Annotated in this window: 22 protein-coding genes; 15 read left to right on the forward strand and 7 right to left on the reverse strand. The window is 58.8% G+C overall.

Annotated features, from left to right (window positions below; genetic code table 11):
• The first annotated feature begins 135 nt into the window (after positions 1–135).
• From KBX13_RS00580 to KBX13_RS00595, 4 genes are read left to right on the forward strand one after another with little or no spacing between them, the layout of a single operon-like run.
• Positions 136–510: a YraN family protein gene (locus KBX13_RS00580; RefSeq protein WP_256020274.1), complete on the forward strand. Its 375-nt coding sequence runs from the start codon at positions 136–138 to the stop codon at positions 508–510.
• Complete coding sequence (locus KBX13_RS00585) at positions 497–2053, forward strand: YifB family Mg chelatase-like AAA ATPase (RefSeq protein WP_256020275.1); 1557 nt, start codon at positions 497–499, stop codon at positions 2051–2053. Before KBX13_RS00580 ends, KBX13_RS00585 begins: the two co-directional genes overlap by 14 nt.
• Positions 2050–3234, forward strand: coding sequence for a DNA-processing protein DprA (gene dprA / locus KBX13_RS00590; RefSeq protein WP_256020277.1), 1185 nt, complete (start codon positions 2050–2052; stop codon positions 3232–3234). Before KBX13_RS00585 ends, dprA begins: the two co-directional genes overlap by 4 nt.
• Before the next feature lie 21 nt (positions 3235–3255).
• On the forward strand, positions 3256–4161 hold the full coding sequence (locus KBX13_RS00595; RefSeq protein ID WP_256020279.1) for a tyrosine recombinase XerC: 906 nt from the start codon (positions 3256–3258) through the stop codon (positions 4159–4161).
• A 4-nt stretch (positions 4162–4165) separates the two neighbouring features.
• Here the strand turns inward: KBX13_RS00595 and KBX13_RS00600 are convergent, their stop codons facing one another.
• Entirely contained in the window at positions 4166–4657 is a 492-nt protein-coding gene (locus KBX13_RS00600; protein ID WP_256005122.1) for a M23 family metallopeptidase, read from the reverse strand.
• 308 nt (positions 4658–4965) lie between these two features.
• On the opposite strand from KBX13_RS00600, the gene rpsB reads away from it, so the two are divergent.
• From rpsB to pyrH, 3 genes are all read left to right on the forward strand, one after another.
• Positions 4966–5880 (forward strand): 30S ribosomal protein S2, encoded by a 915-nt coding sequence (rpsB, locus tag KBX13_RS00605; RefSeq protein ID WP_070362281.1) that lies wholly within the window; start codon positions 4966–4968, stop codon positions 5878–5880.
• 167 nt (positions 5881–6047) lie between these two features.
• Positions 6048–6866 carry a translation elongation factor Ts gene (tsf, locus tag KBX13_RS00610; RefSeq protein ID WP_070362282.1) on the forward strand — a complete coding sequence of 273 codons (819 nt, stop codon included), beginning with the start codon at positions 6048–6050 and terminating at the stop codon, positions 6864–6866.
• Positions 6867–7066: 200 nt separating this feature from the next.
• Positions 7067–7750, forward strand: a complete 684-nt coding sequence (pyrH, locus tag KBX13_RS00615; protein WP_070362283.1) for a UMP kinase — start codon at positions 7067–7069, stop codon at positions 7748–7750.
• 3 nt (positions 7751–7753) lie between these two features.
• On the opposite strand, the gene KBX13_RS00620 is transcribed toward pyrH, so the two are convergent.
• Positions 7754–8845, reverse strand: a complete 1092-nt coding sequence (locus tag KBX13_RS00620; RefSeq protein WP_256020281.1) for an amidase family protein — start codon at positions 8843–8845, stop codon at positions 7754–7756.
• 137 nt (positions 8846–8982) lie between these two features.
• Here KBX13_RS00620 and frr point away from each other — a divergent pair, with 137 nt between their 5' ends.
• From frr to rlmN, 3 genes are read left to right on the forward strand one after another with little or no spacing between them, the layout of a single operon-like run.
• The gene (frr, locus tag KBX13_RS00625; RefSeq protein ID WP_070362284.1) at positions 8983–9540 is read left to right on the forward strand and encodes a ribosome recycling factor; all 558 of its coding nucleotides are present in this window, start codon (positions 8983–8985) and stop codon (positions 9538–9540) included.
• 12 nt (positions 9541–9552) lie between these two features.
• On the forward strand, positions 9553–10482 hold the full coding sequence (locus KBX13_RS00630; protein ID WP_083433144.1) for a phosphatidate cytidylyltransferase: 930 nt from the start codon (positions 9553–9555) through the stop codon (positions 10480–10482).
• A 20-nt stretch (positions 10483–10502) separates the two neighbouring features.
• On the forward strand, positions 10503–11600 hold the full coding sequence (gene rlmN / locus KBX13_RS00635; RefSeq protein WP_070478868.1) for a 23S rRNA (adenine(2503)-C(2))-methyltransferase RlmN: 1098 nt from the start codon (positions 10503–10505) through the stop codon (positions 11598–11600).
• Between the two features lie 93 nt (positions 11601–11693).
• Here the strand turns inward: rlmN and KBX13_RS00640 are convergent, their stop codons facing one another.
• Positions 11694–12134 (reverse strand): DUF2631 domain-containing protein, encoded by a 441-nt coding sequence (locus tag KBX13_RS00640; RefSeq protein ID WP_070362286.1) that lies wholly within the window; start codon positions 12132–12134, stop codon positions 11694–11696.
• 327 nt (positions 12135–12461) lie between these two features.
• On the opposite strand from KBX13_RS00640, the gene dxr reads away from it, so the two are divergent.
• From dxr to map, 5 genes are all read left to right on the forward strand, one after another.
• Positions 12462–13625, forward strand: coding sequence for a 1-deoxy-D-xylulose-5-phosphate reductoisomerase (gene dxr / locus KBX13_RS00645; RefSeq protein WP_256020282.1), 1164 nt, complete (start codon positions 12462–12464; stop codon positions 13623–13625).
• Positions 13626–13652: 27 nt separating this feature from the next.
• A complete protein-coding gene (locus tag KBX13_RS00650) occupies positions 13653–14861 on the forward strand; it encodes a site-2 protease family protein (RefSeq protein WP_256020283.1) in 1209 nt (402 codons plus the stop codon).
• 20 nt (positions 14862–14881) lie between these two features.
• Complete coding sequence (ispG, locus tag KBX13_RS00655) at positions 14882–16045, forward strand: flavodoxin-dependent (E)-4-hydroxy-3-methylbut-2-enyl-diphosphate synthase (protein WP_070362289.1); 1164 nt, start codon at positions 14882–14884, stop codon at positions 16043–16045.
• A gap of 62 nt (positions 16046–16107) precedes the next feature.
• Positions 16108–17931, forward strand: coding sequence for a penicillin-binding transpeptidase domain-containing protein (locus KBX13_RS00660; protein WP_256020285.1), 1824 nt, complete (start codon positions 16108–16110; stop codon positions 17929–17931).
• Positions 17932–17966: 35 nt separating this feature from the next.
• The gene (gene map / locus KBX13_RS00665; protein ID WP_256020287.1) at positions 17967–18866 is read left to right on the forward strand and encodes a type I methionyl aminopeptidase; all 900 of its coding nucleotides are present in this window, start codon (positions 17967–17969) and stop codon (positions 18864–18866) included.
• 136 nt (positions 18867–19002) lie between these two features.
• Here the strand turns inward: map and KBX13_RS00670 are convergent, their stop codons facing one another.
• From KBX13_RS00670 to KBX13_RS00685, 4 genes are all read right to left on the reverse strand, one after another.
• The gene (locus KBX13_RS00670) at positions 19003–19413 is read right to left on the reverse strand and encodes a hypothetical protein (RefSeq protein ID WP_256020289.1); all 411 of its coding nucleotides are present in this window, start codon (positions 19411–19413) and stop codon (positions 19003–19005) included.
• A 53-nt stretch (positions 19414–19466) separates the two neighbouring features.
• Positions 19467–19862, reverse strand: coding sequence for a hypothetical protein (locus KBX13_RS00675; RefSeq protein WP_256020290.1), 396 nt, complete (start codon positions 19860–19862; stop codon positions 19467–19469).
• A 344-nt stretch (positions 19863–20206) separates the two neighbouring features.
• The gene (gene mtr / locus KBX13_RS00680) at positions 20207–21619 is read right to left on the reverse strand and encodes a mycothione reductase (RefSeq protein WP_256020292.1); all 1413 of its coding nucleotides are present in this window, start codon (positions 21617–21619) and stop codon (positions 20207–20209) included.
• A gap of 3 nt (positions 21620–21622) precedes the next feature.
• The gene (locus KBX13_RS00685) at positions 21623–22627 is read right to left on the reverse strand and encodes an alpha/beta hydrolase (RefSeq protein ID WP_256020294.1); all 1005 of its coding nucleotides are present in this window, start codon (positions 22625–22627) and stop codon (positions 21623–21625) included.
• Positions 22628–22796: the final 169 nt, after the last annotated feature.

The following is a 22796-nucleotide window of genomic DNA, read 5'->3' on the forward strand; positions in this document are numbered from 1 at the left end:
CGACGTCCCCTCCGCCCCTCCCGCGTGTTGCCTGTAAGGAACCGCGGGAGGGGTTTTTGCGTCTAAACACTTACGCCTCTGGTGCGTCTGGAGGTGTGTGCAAACGAACAAGGATGTGAAGAAGGGAACGAAGTTATGCAGAAACCGTGCATGGACCAGTACCAGCTTGGCCGTCTAGGGGAAGATGCCGTACTGGAGGAGTATTTAGCGTTGGGCTACACGTGCCTTGGTAGGCGGGTGCGATTACGGCATGGCGAGATTGACCTGATTATGCAGGACTCTTACGGCACCGTGGTGTTCGTAGAGGTGAAAACTCGTCGTTTACCGGGGTTTGGTTCGGTTGAGGCGGTGCACGCGAAGAAGATGATGGCAATGCGTAACGCGGCTGCTGAGTGGTTGCGCAGCACTGAGGGGTTCTACGAAGTCCGGTTCGACGTCGTGGAGGCGATTTATCACGAGGGCGGCTTCGAGTTTGAGTTCATCATGGGGGTCGAAGATGCCGCTTGCTAGTACGTTGAGTGCCACGGTTGAGGGCATTCGGGCGCGCATCGTACGCGTGGAGGCCAACGTCGGGCCGGGGTTACCAGGAATGCATATTGTTGGGCTCGCCGATGCTGCCGTGAAAGAATCCCGCGAGCGAATCCGTACCGCCTGCCGTAATAGTTCACTGCCGTGGCCGAAGACGAAGGCGATGGTGTCGCTGTCGCCGGCGCACCTGCCGAAGGCTGGTTCGCAGTTTGACTTGCCGATTGCGTTGGCGGTGATGGGGAGCCTAGATCCATGCGCTCAACAGGCACTATCGCGAACATTTTTTGTAGGAGAGTTGGCGCTGGATGGCAGCTTGCGGCCTGTACCGGAAGTGCTGCCGATGCTGCTGGCGGCCCAGGAGCTGCTTGTTCAGGAGGGTGGAATTGACCGCATTGTGGTTCCGCGCGCGAACGAGCACCAGGCACAGCTCGTGTCACGCGGAGACATCGTGCTGGCGGACTCGCTGGCGCAGGTGTGGGCGTGGCTGGTCGGGGAAGAGGTGCTTGAAGTGGCTTCCGCGGGTGCGCCTAGCATCGAGCAAGGACGACAGCCGGACTTCGCAGACATCGCAGGGCAAGGCCCCGAGCGAAGGATTATGGAAGTCGCCGCGGCCGGTGCGCATCACATGCTAATGATCGGACCACCCGGCTCAGGCAAGTCCATGCTTGCAGAGCGTCTCCCATCCATCCTCCCCGCAATGGACGTCGAAGAAATGGTCACGTCCACAGCGATTCACGCAGCTGCCGGGATCGCCGGGGGAGAGCTGATTGCGCACCGCCCGTTCATCGCGCCGGACCCGTCGCTGTCCAAGGCACAACTCATCGGGGGAGGCAGCGGGATTCCTCGCCCCGGCGCGGTCAGCCAAGCCCATAACGGTGTGCTGTTTCTCGACGAAGCATCTGAGATCGCGTCCGCTACCCTCGATGCGTTGCGCATTCCCCTGGAGAAAGGCGAGGTGCGCCTGCGACGCAGCAACCGCGACGTCATCTTTCCAGCCGACTTCCAGCTCATCCTCGCGATGAATCCATGCCCGTGTGGAAAACCAGCGAACCGCTGTCGGTGCTCCGGGGCGCAGCGTGCGCGGTATGCGCGAAGTATTTCGGGTCCGCTGAGGGACCGCCTGGACATTGTCTGCAGGACCTCGTTGGATAACGCCGTGCTGAACCCAAACGGGGCAGAGTCTTCCACGGCCATCGCCCAGCGTGTGGCAGAGGCACGGGACCGTGCGGCACATCGGTGGCGGACGTGCGAGGAACACACGAACGGGGCGTTGACGAATGCGCGCGTGCCGGGGCCGTGGCTGCGTCGATACTTCCCGGCGGAAGATTCCGCGATGATGTTCCTCTCCTCGATGCTTGCGCGCGGGGAGGTCAGCCAGCGCGGTATCGACCGCATCCTGAAACTATCGTGGACTTTGGCGGATCTCACTGGCGCACAATGCCCCCACCTCGGGCACGTCGCTGAGGCCGTCGATCTTCGAGACGACCAGACCTTGCTTTCAGCACGTGAGGAGGCATCGGCATGAGCACGCTTGAATCATGGGCCTACCTCAACCGTGTCATAGAGGGTCCGTCGACGGCGCTATGGGCACTGCGAAACGAAGGATATACCGCTGACGAAATCGCCGAAGGCGTGCGAACACGAGCGCCCTGGCTCGGTGACCTCGCCGCTGACACCGATGCGAGATACACCTGGGACCAGCCAGCAGAAGACCTAGCCACTGCAGCGGAGCATGGGTACACACTTATCACACCGGAATCGCCCGAGTGGCCTCGCGAACGGATTTATGACTCCTTCAATCTCGGCGCAAAGATGAGTCGGGATGGCGAAGGTGCTCCGATACGTGCAGACGGGGTTCCGCCACACGCCCTCTGGGTTCGAGGCAATACCAACCTGCCGGAGCTATTGGAAAACTCGATCGCGATCGTCGGCACACGAGCGCTGAGCGCATATGGGCATTCAGCCACCCGTGACATCGTGCATGGACTGAAGCGCTGGGGATACACCATCGTCTCCGGCGGTGCACTCGGTATTGATGCGGCAGCCCACGATGCGGCCCTCGAGGCGGGACTGCCAACTGTGGTGTTCGCCGCATGCGGGCCGGGTGTCACCTACCCGAGGCGCCACAAACAGCTATTCGATCGCATCGTGGCGGCAGGGGGAGCGATCATCACCGAATACAGCCCTGGCATGGCCCCTGAGCGACACCGCTTCCTCACCCGAAACCGACTCGTCGCTGGGCTCACACAGGCCACGCTAGTAATAGAAGCCGCCTACCGCTCCGGGGCGCTCAGCACGTTGCGCTGGGCGCAGTACTACCAACGCGGGACGCTCGCAGTACCAGGGCCGATAACCACCGCCGGATCTGTCGGCACCAACCTCGCCATCTATAAGGGGGAGGCCACGATGGTGCTCAACGCGACCTACGTCCACGAGGCGATCCGCCTCGAGAACGGACTGGATGCAGAACAAGAACTTGCGGACAACAATGTAGCTTCGCCCCTGCAGCTCCTGACCCGCACCGAAATGCGCATCTACGATGCCGCGCCAAAGCATCATCGCGACGGGCTTGTAGCGGAGGAGATTGCAGGTGCCGCCGCGCTATCCCTCCAAGTCACCATCAACACGCTCATTGAGCTGCAAGGAAAGGGACTGATCCAGCGGGAAGGCCAGCTGTGGCGACGAAGCGACACAGCCAAACCCTAAGGTACCGATACAATACGGGACATGAGTAGCAGCCACGATCAGTCGTCCACCCAGTTTCTCACCGCGGTGGACGACTTCATCGACTACTGCCAACACGTGAAGAACCGCGCAGCGGCGACCTGCAAGAGCTACAGATCGGATCTCACCACACTCGCGCCGTACACACCCGACCTCAAGTCATTTACGATCGACGCGTTACGCCGCTGGCTTGCCGACGCCGTCCAAGCCGGCAAAGCACGCTCCACCATCTCACGACGCACCGCATCCGCACGCGCCTTCTCCACTTGGGCTTACCAACACGGCTACATTGCAAAGGACGAAGCAGCCCGCCTGCGCACCCCGAAAGAGCAGCGCAAACTGCCCACCGTGCTCAGCGCCCCAGCCACCGAAGAGCTCATTCACCCCCACGGTCACACACCACAAGACATCCGCGACACAGCCATCCTCGAACTGCTCTACGCCAGCGCAATCCGAGTCGGCGAACTCGTCGCCCTCAACATCGAAGACCTTGACCTGCACACCAACACCGCAAAAGTCACAGGCAAAGGCAACAAACAACGCATCGTTCCATTCGGAACCAACGCACACAACGCACTGACCACATGGCTTCACGACGCCCGACCAGCCCTCACCAATAGTGCTGACGCAGGGACCGAACCGCTGTTCGTCGGCACCCAGGGAAAGCGCATCGACCAACGCCAAGTTCGCCGAATCGTCGAGCGCGCCGGGCTGCAAGCGGGGCAGGCGAGTATCACGCCACACTCGTTGCGGCACACAGCGGCCACGCAAATGCTTGAAGGCGGCGCCGACCTACGAATGGTGCAAGAAATGCTCGGGCACTCTAGCCTGCAAACCACGCAGATATATACGCACGTCTCCTCACAGCGGCTCACGCAGATTTACAACCAAGCGCACCCCAGGGCATGAGCCTTTAACGGGTTGGCTTCAACCGAATGGTGGGCGTCGATAAGAGGGAAAGCGGATTGATGTAGGTGTCTTTCGCAATGAGTGCGCCCCAGTGCAGCCCGTCCTGGAGATGTGCCTGCGGCCCCGTCGGCCGTGCCAGCGTCCCAATCGCATCGCCGAGTTTAACTTCGTCGCCTTGCCGCACACGCGCGTGCACAGGCTGGTACGTCGTACGGATGCCATCTGGGTGATCAATACTGATAATGGGTGTGCCTGCTACCTTGCCCACGAAAGCGACTGTCCCGTTGTCTGCTGCTAGAACAGTGGCTCCGACGCGTAGCGCAAGATCAACCCCGCGATGCCCCGGCATCCAGTTCTTCTCCGGGATCTCTGCGGGCCGTGTAATCCGGGTTGCGTAGGGCAGCCCCGTGGTGGGGTCGACGTACGCAAGAGCCTGAGGCGCCAAGCACCACGTGCAAAGTAGGGGAGTAATGGCCGCGAGTAAGCGTGTGAACATGTGCATGTTGCCATTGAGCCCTGAAACCGCGGTAGTGGACAAGGCTGTGGGCATGCAGCCTGTGGAGAAAAACTGGCCTGTGGATAAAGCTCAGGGTTTGTGCAGGTCAAATTAGGTAATCGAGGGATAGTCGACTATGCTTGGCAAGGCAACTTTTCGAAGTTGACTACGCGCGCCGAATAACGCCAGCTCAGCGTTGGTCCCACAGTATGAGGGTGTTGAGCGGGTGCGGTGCTAGGGCGAGGGATAAAAACCCTTGCAGTACATGAACATTAACCGAACGAGATTACTCCAAAGGAGAAATTCCCATGGCAGTTGTAACCATGCGCGAACTCCTCGACGCAGGTGTCCACTTTGGCCACCAGACGCGTCGTTGGAACCCGAAGATGCGTCGCTTCATCTTCACCGACCGCAACGGCATTTACATCATCGACTTGCAGCAGACGCTGACCTACATTGACGAGGCTTTCGAGTTCGTCAAGGAGACCGTTGCACACGGCGGCACGATCCTGTTTGTTGGTACGAAGAAGCAGGCGCAGGAGCCTATTCAGGAAGAGGCTCAGCGCGTTGGTATGCCATACGTAACGCACCGCTGGCTCGGTGGCATGCTCACCAACTTCCAGACCGTTTCCAAGCGTATCGCCCGTATGAAGGAGCTCCAGGCTATGGACGCTGCTGAGAACGGCTACGCAGGTCGCGGCAAGAAGGAAGTTCTGATGCTGACCCGCGAGCGCCAGAAGCTCGAGCGTGTCCTCGGTGGCATCGCTGACATGACCAAGGCACCTTCTGCTCTGTGGGTTGTTGACACGAACAAGGAGCACATCGCGGTCAACGAGGCAGAGAAGCTGCGTATCCCGGTTGTTGCTGTTCTTGACACCAACTGCGATCCAGACGACGTCAACTTCCCAATCCCAGGTAACGACGACGCCATCGGCGCGGTCAAGATCCTGACCCACATCATCGGCGAGGCAGTCATCGCTGGTAAGCAGCAGCGCGAGGAGCGTCAGCTGGCTTCCGCACGTGAGGCTGCAGGCGACACCGACGCTAAGCACCAGGCAGAGGTTGCAGAGGCCGCTGCTCAGGCAGCCGCATCCGCTGAGGTTTCCGCTGCAGACGCTGCAAAGGCAGCTGCTGAGGCTGAAGCTGCTGCGCCACAGGAGGTTGCACCAGTCGAGCAGCCACACGCTGTTCGCGCTGCAGAGCAAGCTCAGCAGGCTAAGTAACTCCGCTCGCAGGACGCGCGAAACGTGTATCCTGCATAAGCGAGTGTGACACCCCGCGTCCTGTTCACGTCCTGGATTATGGGCGCGAATTGGGCGTGGGGTGTTTTGCTTGAAGCATAATTTTACGACGTATTTATCCACTACTGTACGAGGAGGATCGCCCGAATATGGCGAACTACACTGCTGCTGACGTAAAGAAGCTGCGCGAAACCACCGGCTCCGGCATGCTCGACTGCAAGAAGGCGCTGGAGGAAACCGGCGGCGACTTCGAGAAGGCTGTCGAGCTGCTCCGCATCAAGGGCGCAAAGGACGTGGGCAAGCGCGCAGAGCGCAATGCTCTCGAGGGCCTCGTCGCTGTCTCCGGCAACACCATCGTCGAAATCAACTCGGAGACGGACTTCGTTGCTAAGAATGACGAGTTCAAGACCATCGCTGGCAAGATTGCTGACGCTGCTGCAGCAGCGAAGGCAAACAGCCAGGAGGAGCTGGCAAACGCTGACGTCGACGGCGAGACCGCTCACGACGTTCTTGAGCGCCTCTCCGCAAAGATTGGCGAGAAGCTGGAGCTGCGCCGTGCTGCCACCATCGAGGGTGAGCAGCTGGCGAAGTACCTGCACCAGCGTTCCGCTGACCTGCCACCAGCTGTTGGCGTTTTGGTTGCTTACAAGGGCGACAACGCTGAGGCTGCACACCAGGTTGCGCTGCAGATCGCTGCGATGAAGGCTCGCTACCTCAAGGAAGAGGACATTCCGGCAGAGGTCGTCGAGAAGGAGCGCGCTGTTCAGGAAGAGATCACCCGCAACGAGGGTAAGCCTGAGGCAGCTATCGAGAAGATCGTCCAGGGCCGCATGGGCGGCTTCTTCAAGGACGTTGTTCTTCTGGACCAGCCGTCACTTGCTGACTCCAAGAAGACCGTGAAGCAGTTCACGGAGGAGAGCGGCATTGAGGTCACCGACTTCGTTCGCTTCGAGGTTGGCCAGGCATAAGCCTGATGCTTTTTACCGTCGGCGTTGAGGGGTTACCCTCCGCCGGCGGTTTCTTTATGCCCGGTTGCTACAAACCGGACTGAGATCGCTAAGATCGGTCGAGAACAGAATTGTCCTCTACGGCTCGAATTGGCCAACTCTCAAGGAGTGTCCTCACAGTGTCAGAACTTGCGTCTACCCGCACAGGATTCAAACGCGTCATGCTCAAGCTGGGCGGTGAAATGTTCGGCGGTGGAAAGGTTGGTATCGATCCGGACGTCGTCGAAAGCGTTGCTGCACAGATTGCCGAAGTCGCCCAGTCCGGAACCGAAGTAGCGGTAGTGATTGGCGGCGGCAACTTCTTCCGCGGTGCAGAGCTGCAAAAGCGTGGCCTTGACCGTGCACGCTCCGACTACATGGGCATGCTCGGCACGGTGATGAACTGCCTGGCGCTCCAGGACTTCCTGCAGCAGAAGGGCGTCGACTGCCGCGTTCAGACTTCCATCAATATGGCGCAGATCGCTGAGCCCTATTTGCCGCTTCGTGCAGTGCGTCACCTGGAGAAGGGGCGCGTCGTCATCTTCGGTGCTGGCATGGGAATGCCGTACTTCTCTACGGATACCACCGCCGCGCAACGCGCCCTGGAAATTGGTTGCGAGGTGCTCCTGATGGCGAAGGGGGTTGACGGAGTCTACGACGACGACCCTCGAACCAACCCAGACGCACAGCTCTACAGCGAGGTTTCTCCCCGCGAGGTGCTCGAAAAGGAACTCAAGGTTGCCGATGCCACCGCGTTTTCGCTGTGCATGGACAACAACATGCCGATCCTCGTGTTCAACCTGCTCAAGGAAGGCAACATTGCCCGCGCGGTATCCGGCGAGCAGATCGGTACCCTTGTTTCCTAAGAATTAATCGGGCAGCCCAAAATGTTCGACGGTGCGCGCTACCGAAAGTAGCGCGCGTCCGCCAACTGTGACTGACCCAAGGTGGAGCGCCCCGACTGCGACAGCGGGGCTGCCCATCACATTGAACAGCGTGCACCAGGGCGTCCACACTGTTTGTTGGTAAAAGCTCTCATCCGGGGCGAGGGAAGAGAAGTAGCCAATTGGTGGGGGATCAAACGCAATCGTGGGGGTGAGCACGATATCCACGTCCCACTCGTGCTGTACGTGTCTTAGTAGGTGCGCGAAGTGGTCATTCGCTGAAAATAGTTCTTCTGGAGTTACTGCGCAACCTTGTGCGTGCATCCATGCGAGGTAGTGATTGTCGAGTGGCTCTACGTTACGGAAGCTGCTCGTGATGCGGTGTCTGAAGTGCTCAAACGTTGATTGTGCATCCGCATAGGGGCGAAGAGACACTACATCATGGTGTTTCCCGAGCTCACGTGCAGCGGCCTCTAGGGCATCACCGCGGCTCGTTGAAACGGTGGTGTTGGCGAAGAGGCCGTCGATAAGTACTCCGATGCGCAGTTTGCGTACCGCGGTGGGGTGATGCCCGTACAACTCAAACTGGTCTGCGACGCTGCGCGTGATAAAACCATTCGCGACTGCCGCGCGTGTTCCCGGCTTGTAACCAACGGCACCGCAGGCTGCAGCCGGGACTCGCAAGGACCCTCCAGCGTCCGTGCCGTGTGCAGCACGGTACAGCCCACTGCCCACGAGCACTCCGGCGCCTGCTGAAGAACCACCGGGCGTGCACCCAGGGAACAAGGGGGACTCTAAAAGCGGGGAGTGGGCTTCTTCGGCGTAGCACGTCGCCCCAAGCTCGGCTGTCAGTGACTTTCCAGGGATGGCTGCCCCAGACTCAAGCAGCGCTGCGACGATTGGGCTGTGCTCTTCCGCGATGACGCTGCGTGACGGGTTGCCGTGCGTGGTGGGCATTCCAGCGACATCCGTTCCGTCTTTGATGGGGATTTGCCATGATGAAAGTCGGCCCTCAGCAGTGCGCAATGGAGTCGGGTGTGTATAGACCATCGCGGCACTGGCGGGGGAGTAAAGCATGGGGACAGTCTAGGCGTAACTTGCCTTGAATTCTGCCGTTCCCCGTCAAGCCACGACACGGCTGGGAGTGAAACGCTGGTAGATTGGTGTGCGACTTATTTGTCCCGAACGCTTTGTACAGAAGAAGTGGAGTAAAAATGATTGATGACGTGTTGCTTGATGCCGAAGAGCGTATGAGCGCTTCTGTTGATTTCACCCGCGATGACCTCGTAACGATTCGGACTGGTCGCGCTAACCCTGCCATGTTTAATGGCGTCATGGCTGATTTTTACGGTGCACCAACCCCGATCAACCAGATGGCGACGATCTCTGTTCCGGAGCCACGCATGCTGCTGATCAAGCCGTACGACATGTCAACGCTCAAGGAAATTGAGACTGCCATCCGCAACTCTGATCTCGGCGTCAACCCGACCGATGACGGGCAAGTCATTCGCGTCACGATCCCACAGCTGACGGAAGATCGTCGCCGTGACCTGGTCAAGCAGGCCAAGCAGAAAGGTGAGGACGGCAAGATCGCTATCCGTAACGTCCGCCGCCACGGTATGGAAGCACTGAAGAAGATCCAGAAGGACGGCGACGCCGGCGAGGACGAAGTGCAGACCGCAGAAAAGGCACTGGACAAGACCACCCAGGGCTACGTGGCACAGATCGATGAGCTAGTTCAGCGCAAGGAAGCCGAGCTGATGGAGGTCTAAGCAGACCTTTCGATGAATAGAAAGCACCGCTACGTGAAACACTCGACAGATCAGTCAGGACCATCGGGCTGGCCCCGCATCGCGCCGCCCAAGCCGAAAAATGATGCGGGTCGCGACCTGCCAGCCGCCATCACGACCGGGGTCATCCTCGGTGCTGTGGTGATCGCTGCTGTGTGGGTTGGCCCTATGGCCTGGTATCCGCTTGTTGCCATCGCTGTAGCAGGTGGGATGTGGGAGGTGCTTACCCGTTTGCGGGAAGCGGGCTACCAGCAGCCGCGCACACTGCTGATCATCCTCGGTCAGATCATGGTGTGGTCCTCCGCTGCCTACAAAACCGCTGGCGTAGTTGGCGCTTTCGCGTTCACAGTGCTGTTCCTGATGTTTTGGCGGCTGTTCGACCACGGCAGGCACCAAACGCCAACCAACTATCTCCGCGACACCGCCGTGGGAGTGTTCGTCCTGGCGTGGATTCCACTGTTTGGAAGCTTCGCTGCGATGGTTTCGCTTATCGACGAAGGCTCCGTCAGTGGTTCAGCGTTTATTGTCGCGTTCATGTGCTGCGTGGTGGCGTCTGACGTTGGGGGGTACGCTGCAGGCGTGATGTTTGGTGCGCACCCGATGGCGCCGGCTGTAAGTCCGAAGAAGTCCTGGGAAGGATTTGCGGGCTCGATGATATTCGGGATCATTGCAGGCGTCGCGGTGGTCACGCTACTGATCAAGGGCCCGTGGTGGATGGGGATCCTTTTGGGTGCCGCACTGGTTATGTGCGCCACTATGGGTGATCTCGTCGAAAGCCAATTCAAGCGTGAACTCGGTATCAAGGATATGTCCCAGATACTGCCTGGACACGGCGGAATCATGGATCGCTTAGACGGTATGTTGCCAGCAGCGTGCGCAACGTACATTCTGCTCAGCGCTTCCGCATTGATGAATCCGTTCTAACGTGCAAAGATGGGGCAATTATGACTGAGACCCCAACACTGCCACTTCTGACCCCAAAGTTTGGTATGCCGCCGAAGCACTTCGCTGATTTGTCGAGCGAAGAGCGCATCGAGGCCCTGAAGTCCCTTGGTCTGCCGAAGTTCCGTGCGGACCAGATTGCGCGCCACTACTACGGCAAGTTTGAAGCAGATCCCCTCACGATGACGGATCTGCCTGCCGCGCAGCGCGAGAAGGTAAAAGAGGCTCTTTTTCCGACGCTGCTGACTCCAGTACGTCGGGTAGAGACCGATGAGGGGGACACCACCAAGACGTTGTGGCGGCTGCATGACGGCATTCTCCTGGAGTCTGTGCTGATGCGGTACAAGGATCGCGCGACGCTGTGTATCTCCTCACAGGCGGGTTGCGGAATGGCTTGTCCGTTCTGCGCGACCGGTCAGGGCGGTCTCGATAGAAACTTGTCAACTGCGGAGATCGTCGATCAGGTGCGAGCTGCAGCAGCCATGATGCAGGAGGAAGGCTCCCGTCTTTCCAACATCGTCTTTATGGGGATGGGAGAGCCGCTGGCGAACTACAAGCGCGTGGTCAGCGCAGTACGTCAGATCACGAGTCCAGCGCCGCAGGGCTTCGGGATTTCTCAACGCAACGTCACTGTATCAACAGTTGGTCTCGCGCCGCAGATTCGAATGCTTGCCGACGAAGGCCTCTCCTGCACGCTCGCGGTTTCCTTGCACACCCCTGATGACGAGCTGCGCGACACACTGGTGCCGATGAACAACAGGTTTTCCGTGCAGGATGTGCTGGACGCAGCCCGCTACTACGCGGATACAACAGGGCGCCGCGTATCGATTGAGTACGCGTTGATTCGTGACATCAACGATCACGATTTCCGCGCCGACATGCTCGGCAGGAAGCTGCATCAGGCGCTAGGGCCGCTGGTACACGTCAACCTTATTCCACTGAACCCAACTCCGGGCTCGAAGTGGGACGCGTCCCCGAAGGCACGCCAGGATGAGTTTGTTCGTCGTGTGATTGCGCAGGGTGTGACGTGCACTGTCCGTGACACGAAGGGTCAGGAGATCGCTGCGGCCTGCGGCCAGCTCGCGGCGGAAGGCGAGTGACGTTGCGCCGAGTTTAGGTGCGCGAAAACGGCGCCACCCTCAACCTGTGAGTGGGGTGGCGCCGTTTATTGCTATTCGGTGTAAAGCGCGAAACTAGTGAATGCTCTGCTGCTGTGCACCGCGCAGTGAATTGAGACGCGCCGGATCGATGTTGAGGGCGCGCAGCTCGCGCTCATCGAGCTCGGCGTATGGGCCGGTCATCGTCTGCTGCGCGTAAATCCAGTCCGGCTCCTTGTGGCCAGCAGGCTTGTTGTGCGAGGTGACCGTGCGCACCTGGCTGAGCTTCGGCTGCAGTCCGTGGAAAATCAGTGCAACTGCAATCAAAACTGCAAATGCGAGCAGCCAAATCGTTTCTACGTGGCCGTGGTGGTTACCGAAGTTGTACGCGAGCAAGAAGATCACCGAGATCCACCCTGCGAGTTGAATCGTGCGCGGCTTGAACGCGCTCCACCCGAAGCGGGCGGAAGGGACGTCAGCTTCAGAAACGCCGTTATATACCTGTGGAGCTTTGTCCTGAGGGTGAGCCACTGCCATTCTCCTTGAGCTGTAGTCGTCCGCATCGGTTCGCATTACTGTGTATGCGCCCGGGGGCGGACATGCTAAATCTGTGTGTACTGTGCATTATCTTTTCATATTGCAGGGCGCGATGGCACTGTGTAGCCCCCAATGAGTTCAAACTTTCGCATCATGTACGTGAGGGCCAGCGGGGGAGGTGCGCTCGTGGGTGCGATGTGTGGTGATGGGAATGACAGAGTATCCCCACGGTCGTATGTGCACATCTTGTGTATGCACCACGACGAGCGGTGGTCAAAAATACTTTAAGGAGAAACTAAGTATCTATTTTTGCCGTGACGTGCCACAATGGAGGTTGTGAAAAAGGTTCTGATTCTTGGATCGACAGGCTCTATCGGCACACAGGCTCTCGATATCATTCGGAAGCACCCTGAAGACTTTGAGGTTGTCGGCATCGCGGCAGCAGGGCACAACCCTGAGCTTGTTATCCAGCAGGCACAGGAGTTCAATCTGCGCCCAGAACAAATTGCAGTGCAGCAGCTCGACCCTGCGAAAGATGTTTCTCGCGCTGTAGGTGATGTCATTATCACAGGTGAGGACGCCGCTGCGGTTCTCGTTGAGATGCAAGACGCAGACATCGTGTTGAATGCACTTGTCGGTGCGGCAGGTCTTGAGTCGACGCTTGCGACGCTTCGCAAGGATGGCGTGCTAGCTCTGGCGAACAAGGAATCACTGGTTGCTGGCGGTCAATTCGTCATGGAGAAGGTGAAGCCTGGACAGCTCGTGCCGGTCGATTCTGAACACTCTGCGATGGCCCAATGCCTGCGCGCAGGGAGCCGTGCTGACGTTTCACGGTTCGTCCTTACTGCTTCGGGAGGCCCGTTCCGGGGGTGGACCCGCGAGCAGATGATGGAGGCAACTCCGCAGCAGGCCGGGCAGCACCCGACGTGGTCGATGGGCACTATGAACACCTTGAACTCCGCCACGATGGTGAACAAGGGACTGGAGCTGATCGAGGCGACGCTGCTGTTTGGTATTGCGCCCGACATTATTGATGTCGTGGTGCACCCGCAGTCGATTGTGCACTCGGCTATCACGTTTGCCGATGGAGCGACGATTGCACAGGCTTCGCCGCCGTCGATGATGTTGCCGATCTCCCACGCTCTTGCTTGGCCGGAGCGTATCCCGGGTGCACAGCCAGCGCTGGACTTTTCGCAGGCGAGTGAGTGGACGTTTGAGCCGCTCGACGACGAAGCTTTCCCCGCCGTGCGTCTCGCTCGGGAAGCTTCAGCGATGGGGGACCCATACCCGGCGGTGTACAACGCCGCGAATGAGGTGGCGGTGGAAGCATTCCTTGCTGGCAAGATTCGTTTCCCGCACATCGTTGACGTGATTGGCTATGTCCTTGACGCGGCAGGGGCGTTTGCTTTTGCGCCAAAATCTATCGAAGATATTCTTCACGTGGATGCTGGTGCACGCCGGGCGGCAAAGGAAGTAATCGCCCAGCTGTAAACCAGCCTGAAAGGCAAGGAGCAGTGAGTGGGCGTTGTAGGAATCATACTTTTTGCCCTTGGTATTACGGTTTCTATCGCGCTCCATGAGGCCGGACACATGTTTACCGCACGCGCGTTTGGGATGCGTGTGCGGAGATATTTTGTGGGCTTTGGTCCGAAAGTGTGGTCCGTAAAGAGGGGGGAGACGGAGTACGGCATTGCGGCACTGCCTCTCGGCGGATTTTGCGATATTGCTGGGATGACAGCGCAGGATCCTGTCACTGAGGAGGAAGCTCCCGTTGCGATGTACCGCAAGCCGTGGTGCCAGCGCATTGCCGTGCTGAGCGGTGGCATCGCGATGAACCTGCTGATCGGGGTTGTGGTGCTGTACTTCGTGGCGGTTTTCGCGGCGATTCCGAACCCGTATGCCGACCGGACACCAACCGTGGGTGAGCTGCAGTGCGCTCCCGACCAGATTGATGAGACTCATCTGGCAGAATGCACCGGTAATGGGCCTGGCTATGATGCAGGTTTGCGTGAAGGGGATAAGCTACTCGCCGTTGATGGGGAGGAGCTCACTACGTTTCCAGCGTTGAGGGATTATGTGATGCAGCGTCCGGGGGAAACAGTCACGCTTACTGTGATGCGTAACGAGCAAGAGCTTGATATTGCAGTTCCACTCGCGACCGTGTCTAGGATCGATCCAGCGACCGGTGTGTCCTTTGAAGCGGGGGCGATCGGTGTCACAAGCGCGCCAGTGGAAGACGCGATGCGCCAGTTCGGTCCGCTCGAGGCTGTGCCAGCTACGGCTGCGTTTACGGGCCAGATGCTGAATGCGACTGTCCAGGGCCTTATCGCGTTCCCGTCGAAGATTCCTGGTGTTGTGGCTTCAATTTTTGGTGCTGAGCGAGAGCTTGACGGTCCAGTTAGTGTCATCGGCGCTTCTCGCGCAGGCGGGGAGTTAGCGCAACAAAGCATGTGGTCGATGTTCTGGATGATGTTGGCGAGTCTCAACTTCTTCCTCGCGCTGTTCAACTTGATTCCTTTGCCGCCCCTGGATGGTGGGCATATAGCAGTAGTCCTGTATGAGAAGATTAGGGATGCGCTTCGCAGGTTGCGGGGGCTCGATCCTGGTGGCCCTGCGGACTACCGCAAGCTGATGCCGGTGACATACGCGATGGCCGCTGCACTGCTGACGATTGGTGTATTTGTGATGCTTGCGGATGTAGTGAACCCAATCAAGCTGTTTGGGTAGCAGTGCTAGAGTAAGCAACTATGAATCTTCCCATCGGTTTAGGCATTCCTGAAGGCCCAGCGCCAACACTCGCACCTCGTCGAAAGACTCGTCAGCTGATGGTTGGCGGTGTGGGAGTTGGGTCGGATCACCCGATTACGGTCCAGTCCATGACCACGACGAAGACACACGACATTAACGCTACGCTGCAGCAGATCGCGCAGCTGGCTACCGCGGGCTGTGACATTGTGCGCATTGCCTGCCCGAAGACAGTTGACGCAGATGCTCTTCCAGCGATTGCGGCGAAGTCACCTATCCCGGTGATTGCGGACATCCACTTCCAGCCGAAGTACATCTTCGCAGCGATCGACGCCGGGTGTGCTGCCGTGCGGGTGAACCCTGGCAACATTAAAGAATTTGATGGTCGTGTGAAGGAAGTTGCTAAGGCTGCAGGGGACGCTGGTATCCCGATTCGTATCGGTGTCAACGGTGGTTCTTTGGATAAGCGCCTGCTGGAGAAGTACGGTCGCGCCACCCCTGAGGCGTTGGTTGAATCCGCGATCTATGAGGCTGGCCTGTTCGAGGAGTACGGATACGGCGATATCGCCATCTCCGTGAAGCACTCTGACCCAGTGCTCATGGTTGAGGCGTACCGCCAGCTCGCTGAGAAGACCGACTACCCGCTGCACCTCGGCGTGACTGAGGCCGGCCCGAAATTCATGGGCACCATCAAGTCCTCTGTCGCGTTCGGTGCGCTGCTCTCGCAGGGCATCGGCGACACGATTCGCGTTTCGCTCTCTGCTGATCCTGTGGAGGAAATCAAGGTTGGCGACCAGATTCTGCAATCGCTGAACCTTCGCCCGCGCAAGCTTGAGATCGTTTCCTGCCCGTCCTGTGGTCGCGCGCAGGTGGATGTGTACAAGCTCGCTGAGGAAGTTACCGCAGGTCTTGAGGGAATGGAGTACCCACTTCGCGTTGCTGTCATGGGCTGTGTTGTTAACGGACCTGGTGAGGCTCGTGACGCCGACCTAGGTGTGGCTTCTGGTAACGGTAAGGGCCAGATCTTCGTGAAGGGCGAGGTCGTTGAGACTGTTCCAGAGTCGAAGATCGTTGAGACGCTCATTGCTCATGCTCAGCGTATTGCTGAGGAAGAGGGCCTCGAAGAAGTCGAGGGCGCACGCGCGGAAGTCAAGGTTACACGCTAGATAGTCCGCCCGTGGGAGTGGCGCAGGCGATGTTTGTTCGGTGACCTTGGTATTTTAGGTCCATGCAACGTCTCCTCGCTTTGCTCCTGAGCGTAGTTTTCACGGGCGCGCTGGCCACAGCATGCACACCGCGTCCGAATGATGTTGAGCCCGTCGCACGCGAGTTTCTCGATGCCCTTGTCAGCCTCGACGGGACTAATTTTCAAGAACTTGTCGACGTCCCCTCCGAGGCCCACGCATCATTCCAAGAAACGGTCGACGGGCTCCAGGCGGAATCGCTTGAGGCGACGATCACCGATGTTCATCAAAGTGACAACCTTGCGACTGTCTCGTACCACTTGAAGTGGGGCCTGCCGAAAGAACGCACGGTCGAATACGACTCGCATATGACGTTGACCCAGATCGGTGAGAAGTGGACCGTACGTTGGCAGCCGAGCGTCTTGCACTCGCGTTTGGGTGCGCAGCAGCACCTGGAACTGCGCTCGGTAGCAGCATCGAAGGCGAGTGTCGTTTCTTCCGATGGGGTAGAGCTGCTGCGGCCGGGAACAGCGTTCCGCATTCTGGTGGAAAAGCACGCGGTGCGCGACATCCCGGACACCGCTCGTAGGATTTCTGCCTTCCTCCACGATGCCCGTGGTAAGTCATCCGCGGTGCCCGAGATTCCCGCGGATGAACTAGAGAACAGCCTCCTTCAGGCTCAGGGCACGTACTCAGTTGCGATGGTGCCAGCCGAATTCGGTGATGCTGCCAAGGCAGCGTTTAGCGCTGCGCCGGGAGTGCGTATCAACGAGGAAGCGGCGATGGTGAATATCGAGCCGGATTTCGCGCCGGATATGCTCGCTCGCGTTGGTGAGCTCGTTCGTGATGACTTGATTGGTGATGCCGGCTGGAGCGTGAGCGTGGTCAACGAGCACGGCGCGGTGCTGGAGGATATCGAACGCCACGCCCCGGCTCCTGCACCCGCGATTGAGGTAAGCCTGGACCACAGCGTGCAGCTGGCTGCAGAGCGGGCGCTCGAGCCGTATGCCGGACGACAGGCGATGATTGTTGCTATCCGCCCATCCAATGGCGCGGTGCTTGCTGTTGCGCAGACGCGTGAAGCTGACCGCGAGGGCAACCTTGCGACGATGGGCCAGTATCCGCCAGGCTCAACGTTTAAGATCATCACGGCGGCTGCTGGTCTGGAGAGACAAGCCCTTACACCAGGTAGCACAGTGCCCTGCCCGGGAACCATGAACCTGTACGGCAGGACCGTGACGAACTACGCCGGGTTCTCCCTCGGCAACGTCTCACTACAGTCGGCATTTGCGCACTCGTGCAACACGACATTCGCCGACATTTCGACGAAGCTCGCTCCTGGTGAGCTCCGAGATATCGGCAAGCAGTTCGGGTTGGGCCTCGATATGAAGATTCCAGGCCTGGAGACAATCACCGGCTCGATCCCGGTAGGTGAGGAGCCACTTGATAGGACAGAGGCCGGATACGGGCAGGGCCACGACCTTGTGAGCCCGTTCGGCATGGCGCTTGTGGCGGCGTCTGCAGCAAACGGGTCGATGCCGACGCCATACCTGATCAAGGGGGCGGAGACTGAGCTGAGCGAGTCTGCGCCCCGTATGCCTGACGAGGCGTGGCACCAGCTCCAGGAAATGATGGCGGCGGTGACCGCCCCGGGTGGTACCGCGGCGGGAATGACCGCCGGTGGTGATATCCGTGGCAAGACTGGTGAGGCCGAAATCAACCGAGGTTCTCACTCGTGGTTCACCGGCTATCGTGTTAATGATGACATTGCGTTTGCCGCCTTGGTCGTGCTTGGCGGCGGCTCGGAGGCTGCAGTCGCGTTGACGAATTCGATGCTGGTGAATCTCGACCAGTCGCGCGGGGGTTAGTTCGACCTCAGTAGGCAGGTACTACTATGGGGCGCATGAGCAAACGAGGAAAACTAAAGCAAGAAGCGTCCACCCCAATCCGGAAGGTTCCGAAGGACATTGAGCGTCCCGAGTACGCCTGGAAGGACGACGTACAGGAGAACATCGGCGAGCCGTACGTGCAGGACGCCGAGACGATCGAGAAGATGCGCGAGAGCTCCAAGATCGCCGCGAATGCTTTGGCGGTTGCGGGTGCAGCAGTGAAGCCTGGTGTGACAACCGACGAGATCGACCGCGTCGCCCACGAGTACATGCTTGACCACGGTGCATACCCGTCCACGCTTGGCTACCGCGGTTTCCCGAAGTCGTGTTGCGTGTCTTTGAACGAGATCGTGTGCCATGGCATCCCGGATACCACCGTGATTGAGGACGGCGACATCGTCAACATCGACGTCACCGCGTATAAGAACGGCGTCCACGGTGATACAAATGCGACGTTCCTCGCCGGCGATGTAACCCAGGAGCATAAGGATCTGGTCCAGCGCACGTACGAGGCGATGATGCGCGGTATCAAGGTGGCTAAGCCTGGCCGTGAGATCAACGTGATCGGTCGCGTCATTGAGTCCTATGCGAAGCGCTTCGGCTACAACGTGGTCACCGACTTTACTGGCCACGGGGTTGGTCCCACGTTCCACAACGGACTCGTGGTGCTCCACTACGACTCGGATGCTTACCGGGACATCCTGGAGCCCGGTATGACGCTGACGATCGAGCCGATGATCAATCTCGGCGCACTGCCGTACGACATTTGGGACAACGGCTGGACGGTGCAAAACCGTGATGGCAAGTTCTCAGCCCAATTCGAGCACACGCTTGTAATCACTGACGACGGCAACGAGATCCTCACCATTCCGGATAAGGACGTTGCTGAGGGCCAGCTGATGTTGGGAGCATAAACAGTTCCTGAACGTGCTGAACCGCGGCTGGTGCTTGTCCTAACCTAAGACGCCAGCAGCGGTTTTATTTTGCCGAATAGAAAACTGCCCTGTCGCGTGTTGCGACAGGGCAGTGGCGTTTCCTAAGGGGCTGATCTTAGAGCTTGATCAGGCCGTTGTAGGAAGCGAAGTTGAAGCCAGCGATGATCAGGCCAACCAGTGCACCGATAGAAGCGATGACAGTGCCGTCGATCCAAGCGCGTGCCCACTGTGGGACAGCAGCAGCGTCGGTCTCCTTACCGAAAGCATCGGTGATGTAGAAAGGCTTGTCGGAGTCGTTGTAGTAGTGGGAAGAACCCTTGCCGGAGAACAGGCCCTTGGTGCCGTCGGAGATGACCTTGCCGGCGTCCTTGTCGGTGTCCTTTACCTTGCCGACAAAGACAACCTGGCGGTCAGACTTCTGAGTAGTGGTTGGGGTCGTTTCCTCTGCAGAAGCGGTAGCAATGCCACCGAGAGCAACGGTCAGTGCGGTTGCGGAAGCAACAGCTGCGGTGCGGAAGTTACGCATTGAGTTTCCTTCTTTCGAAATTTATTGATTCAGTTGCGGAAATCCGCGATTACTTACTTGGCTGCTGGCAGACCGTGAACAACGAAGTTGTAAGCAGGTCCAACGATCAGGCCGACTGCTGCAGCAACGGAGGTGAACACGGTGAAGATGTAGCCCCAGCGTGCCCACTTTGGCTGTGCTTCCCAGTTGTGCTTCTCGATGCCGAAGAGGTCCTCGCCATCAGCACCCTTAGCGACCGTCTTGTCGCCGTCCTTTTCCCAAGCTTCGAACCAGTGGCCGATCTTCGTGGAGGAGCCACCGCGACCCTCGGTCTTGTCGATTGGCTTATCTGCAACGATTGGGGTGGTCGGAGCTGGTGTGCTCTCTTCAGCAATAGCGACGGTTGCGGAGCCGAATGCTACAGCGACTGCGGTAGCGCCTGCGAGGGCTGCCTTACGGAAATTACGCATGAAACGAAATCCTTCTCTGATAGTTACTTACAAGACGTCCGGGTGGAAGTTCGGAGAAATCCAGAACCGGTGAAGGTTCTAGGACCGATAGCAAGCCCCATGTGGACTCTGCCCGGTGTCGGTGACCTACTTTAGACCAACGCGACCAAGTTTGCACAAGTTATCCCAAAAAACCCGTGAGAGAACTTTCAGTTAGGTCGCGTATGGCCTGCTGCACCAACTAGGGAATCGTCGCGCACGTCACAGGCGTTACAGGTAACTCAGTCACCTGGGGAAACGTGTGTGGAAAATAGGGTTCCCTTACCTAGAATGTGCACCACCCCATTTTGGGGTGGTTGGAAGTTTTAATCGCCGATAAATACAAGGTCAAGACCAAGAATTGCGTTCTCGATAACCTCAGGCAGGGCGGGGTGGATCCAGTACTGCTGGCGTACAACCTCTCGCAGGTCCATGTGGAACGCCATGATCGTGATGAGTTGTTGGATCAGTGTTGAGGCCTGTGGACCAATAAGGTGAGCTCCCAGCAGCTTCCCAGTTTTCCTATCCGCAACAAGCTTAACGATGCCTGAGGTGTCCTCGAGCGCCCAGCCGTAGGCAACGTCACCGTAGTTCTGTTGTTTGACGGTGATGTCGTAGCCTGCGCTCGTTGCTTCCTCCTCCGTGAGGCCAACGGTGGCGATCTGTGGCTCGGTGAAGACGGCGAATGGGACATGTTCGTGCGGCATGACGCGGTACTCGGATTCTGGGGCGCCATTCATCGCCGCCAGTAGGTTGTGGCGCACAGCGCGCATCTCCGCGTTAGCTACATGCTTGAGTTGGTACGGAGAGGATACGTCACCGAGAGCCCACACGCCGGGGCAGGAGGTGCGCCCGTAACTATCGACGGCCACGCGACCATCATCTTCCATATCGATGCCGGATGCCTCGAGCGACATCTGGTCGCCGTTCGGGATACGGCCCATGCCGATCAGAAGGTGCTCGCTGGTGATGGTGGTGCCGTCGTCGAGGGTGAGGGTTACGCCGTCTTCGTTGTGCTGGGCGTCGCGGACGGTGCCGAAGTGGACGTCGAAACGCTTTTGGGCGAGTTCATTGAAGCGCTGCGTGATGTCCTTATCTAAGGCGCGGAGGAATGGTGAGCGGTTCACCACAGTGACTTTGGTACCTAGGGCATCGAAGACGTGGGCGAACTCCATGGCGATGAAACCGCCGCCAACGATGGTCAGGGACTTGGGAAGCTCCGGAAGGCGCATGATGTCCTCGTTCGTGTGGAAGGGCACGTTCCTTGCCCACTCGGGGATGAATGGGCGGGAGCCCGCCGCGATCACGATCTCGTCTGCGGAAATGGTGCGAGCTTCGTCGCCGATGCCTGTTGAGAGTGTTTTGGGGCCGACGAAGGTGGCGTGCTTGTCGAAGACGGTGACGTTGGGGCACTCGTCGCCGCGGCGGTAGGCTTCGCCGCCCTCAGCGATCTTGTCGATGCGCTCGGTGAAGACACGGTCGACGATGGATGGCCAATCGACGCCTCGATATTCGAGGTCAACACCGAGCTTCTTGGAAGTGCGGGCCTGGTAGGCGGCGTCGGCGGCGAGGACGTACATCTTTGTAGGAATGCAGCCGACGTTAAGGCACGTGCCGCCGAAAGTACCTTCCTCGACGATGGCTACCTTTTTATCGTCGAAGTCTGGGGTGAGGATCGAGTTGCCGGACCCGGTGCCGATAATAATGAGGTCAAAATGCTCGTCTACGTGAATGCTCATTGGTTACTCCTTAGGTGTTGTGAGGGTCTGCAGCCACTGGATGGAGGCGCGATAGGCGGCTGTGCGTGAGTACGGCTCAGAGAGGAACACGTCGTGGCGGGCACCATCGATGGCGATGGTGGTGGTGTCGTCCGCAACGTGGGGTGCCCAGTAGCTGATCTGGTCGACGTCCAAGATGGTATCCGCGGTATCAGCAGCTGGGGTGTACTCGTCTTTCAAAAAAGAATGCGAGGAATGCAGGACCAGCGTTGGAACACCCGCGTTGACCGTTCCCGAGTGAATCTTTGCCTGCGCCTGAAGCACAGCGCGCATCCAGCCGAAATATTTCCGATGCCCGGAGATCGGTTTCCACTGCTTGTTGAAGGACCATGAACCATGATCCTCGTAGTGGAGAGATTTACCGTAGGCGGTGAGACTTCCTCCTGGGAGTGGCAGCAGCGGAACAACTTTGCCGAGAGTATTGATGACTGGCTTGAACACCGTCGTCAGTGATTTCGGGAACTGCAGGTCAAGCCAGGGGCTGTTCAGGATGATGCCGGCGACGACGTTGTGGACTTCGGGGTTGTTGCGGCGCGTCTCATCGGCCCACAGAGGCGCGATAAGCCCGCCCGTTGAGTGTGCGAGTAGTACTACCTGGCCGTGTTCCTGGGCTACGTACTGCACCGCTTTCGTGATTTCCGGGAAATAGTGGGACATATCCCGGGTGTAGTGCCAGCGCTCACCTCGCTGTCGAGAGCGCCCGCAGCGACGAAGGTCGAGTGCATAAAATGGATAACCCTGTTCGTGGAAGTGTTCGGCGACATGATCCTGGAAAAAGTAATCGGACATGCCATGAATCCAGAGCAGGGCTGGTTGTCCCGGTTTGGGCGGCGGTGGCGAGGTCATTCGTACGAGTGTCGCTACGACCGGCTGGTGGGTATCAGGGTCTTCCCCGAGGGGGAGCGTAAGTTGTTCGAATCCGTCCCCCAATATGTCTGGTTGCCAGTGGTTGCTCCTAATTTTGGCCATGTAGGAATGGTAACGGACTGGCTAGGAACTTGCTTGGGCTGCGCAAGTAGCCATGTTTGCCATTTGGTCTAGGGGGTGGGGGCGGGTGTAGGGGTGGGGTGGCTGCAAGTATGAAGCAAACACAAAATGTGGGCATAAGGGGTAACGTAAGGTGGAAACTGTTCAGCCA

Source organism: Corynebacterium sp. CCUG 51687 (genome assembly GCF_024453995.1).
GTDB classification, from domain to species: Bacteria; Actinomycetota; Actinomycetes; order Mycobacteriales; family Mycobacteriaceae; genus Corynebacterium; species Corynebacterium pseudogenitalium.

What these genes read in the sequence shown, in the direction of transcription:
- map (WP_256020287.1), top strand. Translation starts at nt 17,967, where the DNA reads ATGAGCAAACGAGGAAAACTAAAGCAAGAAGCGTCCACCCCAATCCGG.
- ispG (WP_070362289.1), top strand. Translation starts at nt 14,882, where the DNA reads ATGAATCTTCCCATCGGTTTAGGCATTCCTGAAGGCCCAGCGCCAACA.
- KBX13_RS00685 (WP_256020294.1), bottom strand. Translation starts at nt 22,627, where the DNA reads ATGGCCAAAATTAGGAGCAACCACTGGCAACCAGACATATTGGGGGAC.
- KBX13_RS00640 (WP_070362286.1), bottom strand. Translation starts at nt 12,134, where the DNA reads ATGGCAGTGGCTCACCCTCAGGACAAAGCTCCACAGGTATATAACGGC.
- KBX13_RS00630 (WP_083433144.1), top strand. Translation starts at nt 9,553, where the DNA reads ATGAATAGAAAGCACCGCTACGTGAAACACTCGACAGATCAGTCAGGA.
- KBX13_RS00580 (WP_256020274.1), top strand. Translation starts at nt 136, where the DNA reads ATGCAGAAACCGTGCATGGACCAGTACCAGCTTGGCCGTCTAGGGGAA.
- rpsB (WP_070362281.1), top strand. Translation starts at nt 4,966, where the DNA reads ATGGCAGTTGTAACCATGCGCGAACTCCTCGACGCAGGTGTCCACTTT.
- KBX13_RS00620 (WP_256020281.1), bottom strand. Translation starts at nt 8,845, where the DNA reads ATGCTTTACTCCCCCGCCAGTGCCGCGATGGTCTATACACACCCGACT.
- mtr (WP_256020292.1), bottom strand. Translation starts at nt 21,619, where the DNA reads ATGAGCATTCACGTAGACGAGCATTTTGACCTCATTATTATCGGCACC.
- tsf (WP_070362282.1), top strand. Translation starts at nt 6,048, where the DNA reads ATGGCGAACTACACTGCTGCTGACGTAAAGAAGCTGCGCGAAACCACC.
- KBX13_RS00600 (WP_256005122.1), bottom strand. Translation starts at nt 4,657, where the DNA reads ATGTTCACACGCTTACTCGCGGCCATTACTCCCCTACTTTGCACGTGG.
- frr (WP_070362284.1), top strand. Translation starts at nt 8,983, where the DNA reads ATGATTGATGACGTGTTGCTTGATGCCGAAGAGCGTATGAGCGCTTCT.
- KBX13_RS00660 (WP_256020285.1), top strand. Translation starts at nt 16,108, where the DNA reads ATGCAACGTCTCCTCGCTTTGCTCCTGAGCGTAGTTTTCACGGGCGCG.
- KBX13_RS00595 (WP_256020279.1), top strand. Translation starts at nt 3,256, where the DNA reads ATGAGTAGCAGCCACGATCAGTCGTCCACCCAGTTTCTCACCGCGGTG.
- dxr (WP_256020282.1), top strand. Translation starts at nt 12,462, where the DNA reads ATGGAGGTTGTGAAAAAGGTTCTGATTCTTGGATCGACAGGCTCTATC.
- KBX13_RS00675 (WP_256020290.1), bottom strand. Translation starts at nt 19,862, where the DNA reads ATGCGTAATTTCCGTAAGGCAGCCCTCGCAGGCGCTACCGCAGTCGCT.
- rlmN (WP_070478868.1), top strand. Translation starts at nt 10,503, where the DNA reads ATGACTGAGACCCCAACACTGCCACTTCTGACCCCAAAGTTTGGTATG.
- KBX13_RS00585 (WP_256020275.1), top strand. Translation starts at nt 497, where the DNA reads ATGCCGCTTGCTAGTACGTTGAGTGCCACGGTTGAGGGCATTCGGGCG.
- pyrH (WP_070362283.1), top strand. Translation starts at nt 7,067, where the DNA reads ATGCTCAAGCTGGGCGGTGAAATGTTCGGCGGTGGAAAGGTTGGTATC.
- KBX13_RS00670 (WP_256020289.1), bottom strand. Translation starts at nt 19,413, where the DNA reads ATGCGTAACTTCCGCACCGCAGCTGTTGCTTCCGCAACCGCACTGACC.
- dprA (WP_256020277.1), top strand. Translation starts at nt 2,050, where the DNA reads ATGAGCACGCTTGAATCATGGGCCTACCTCAACCGTGTCATAGAGGGT.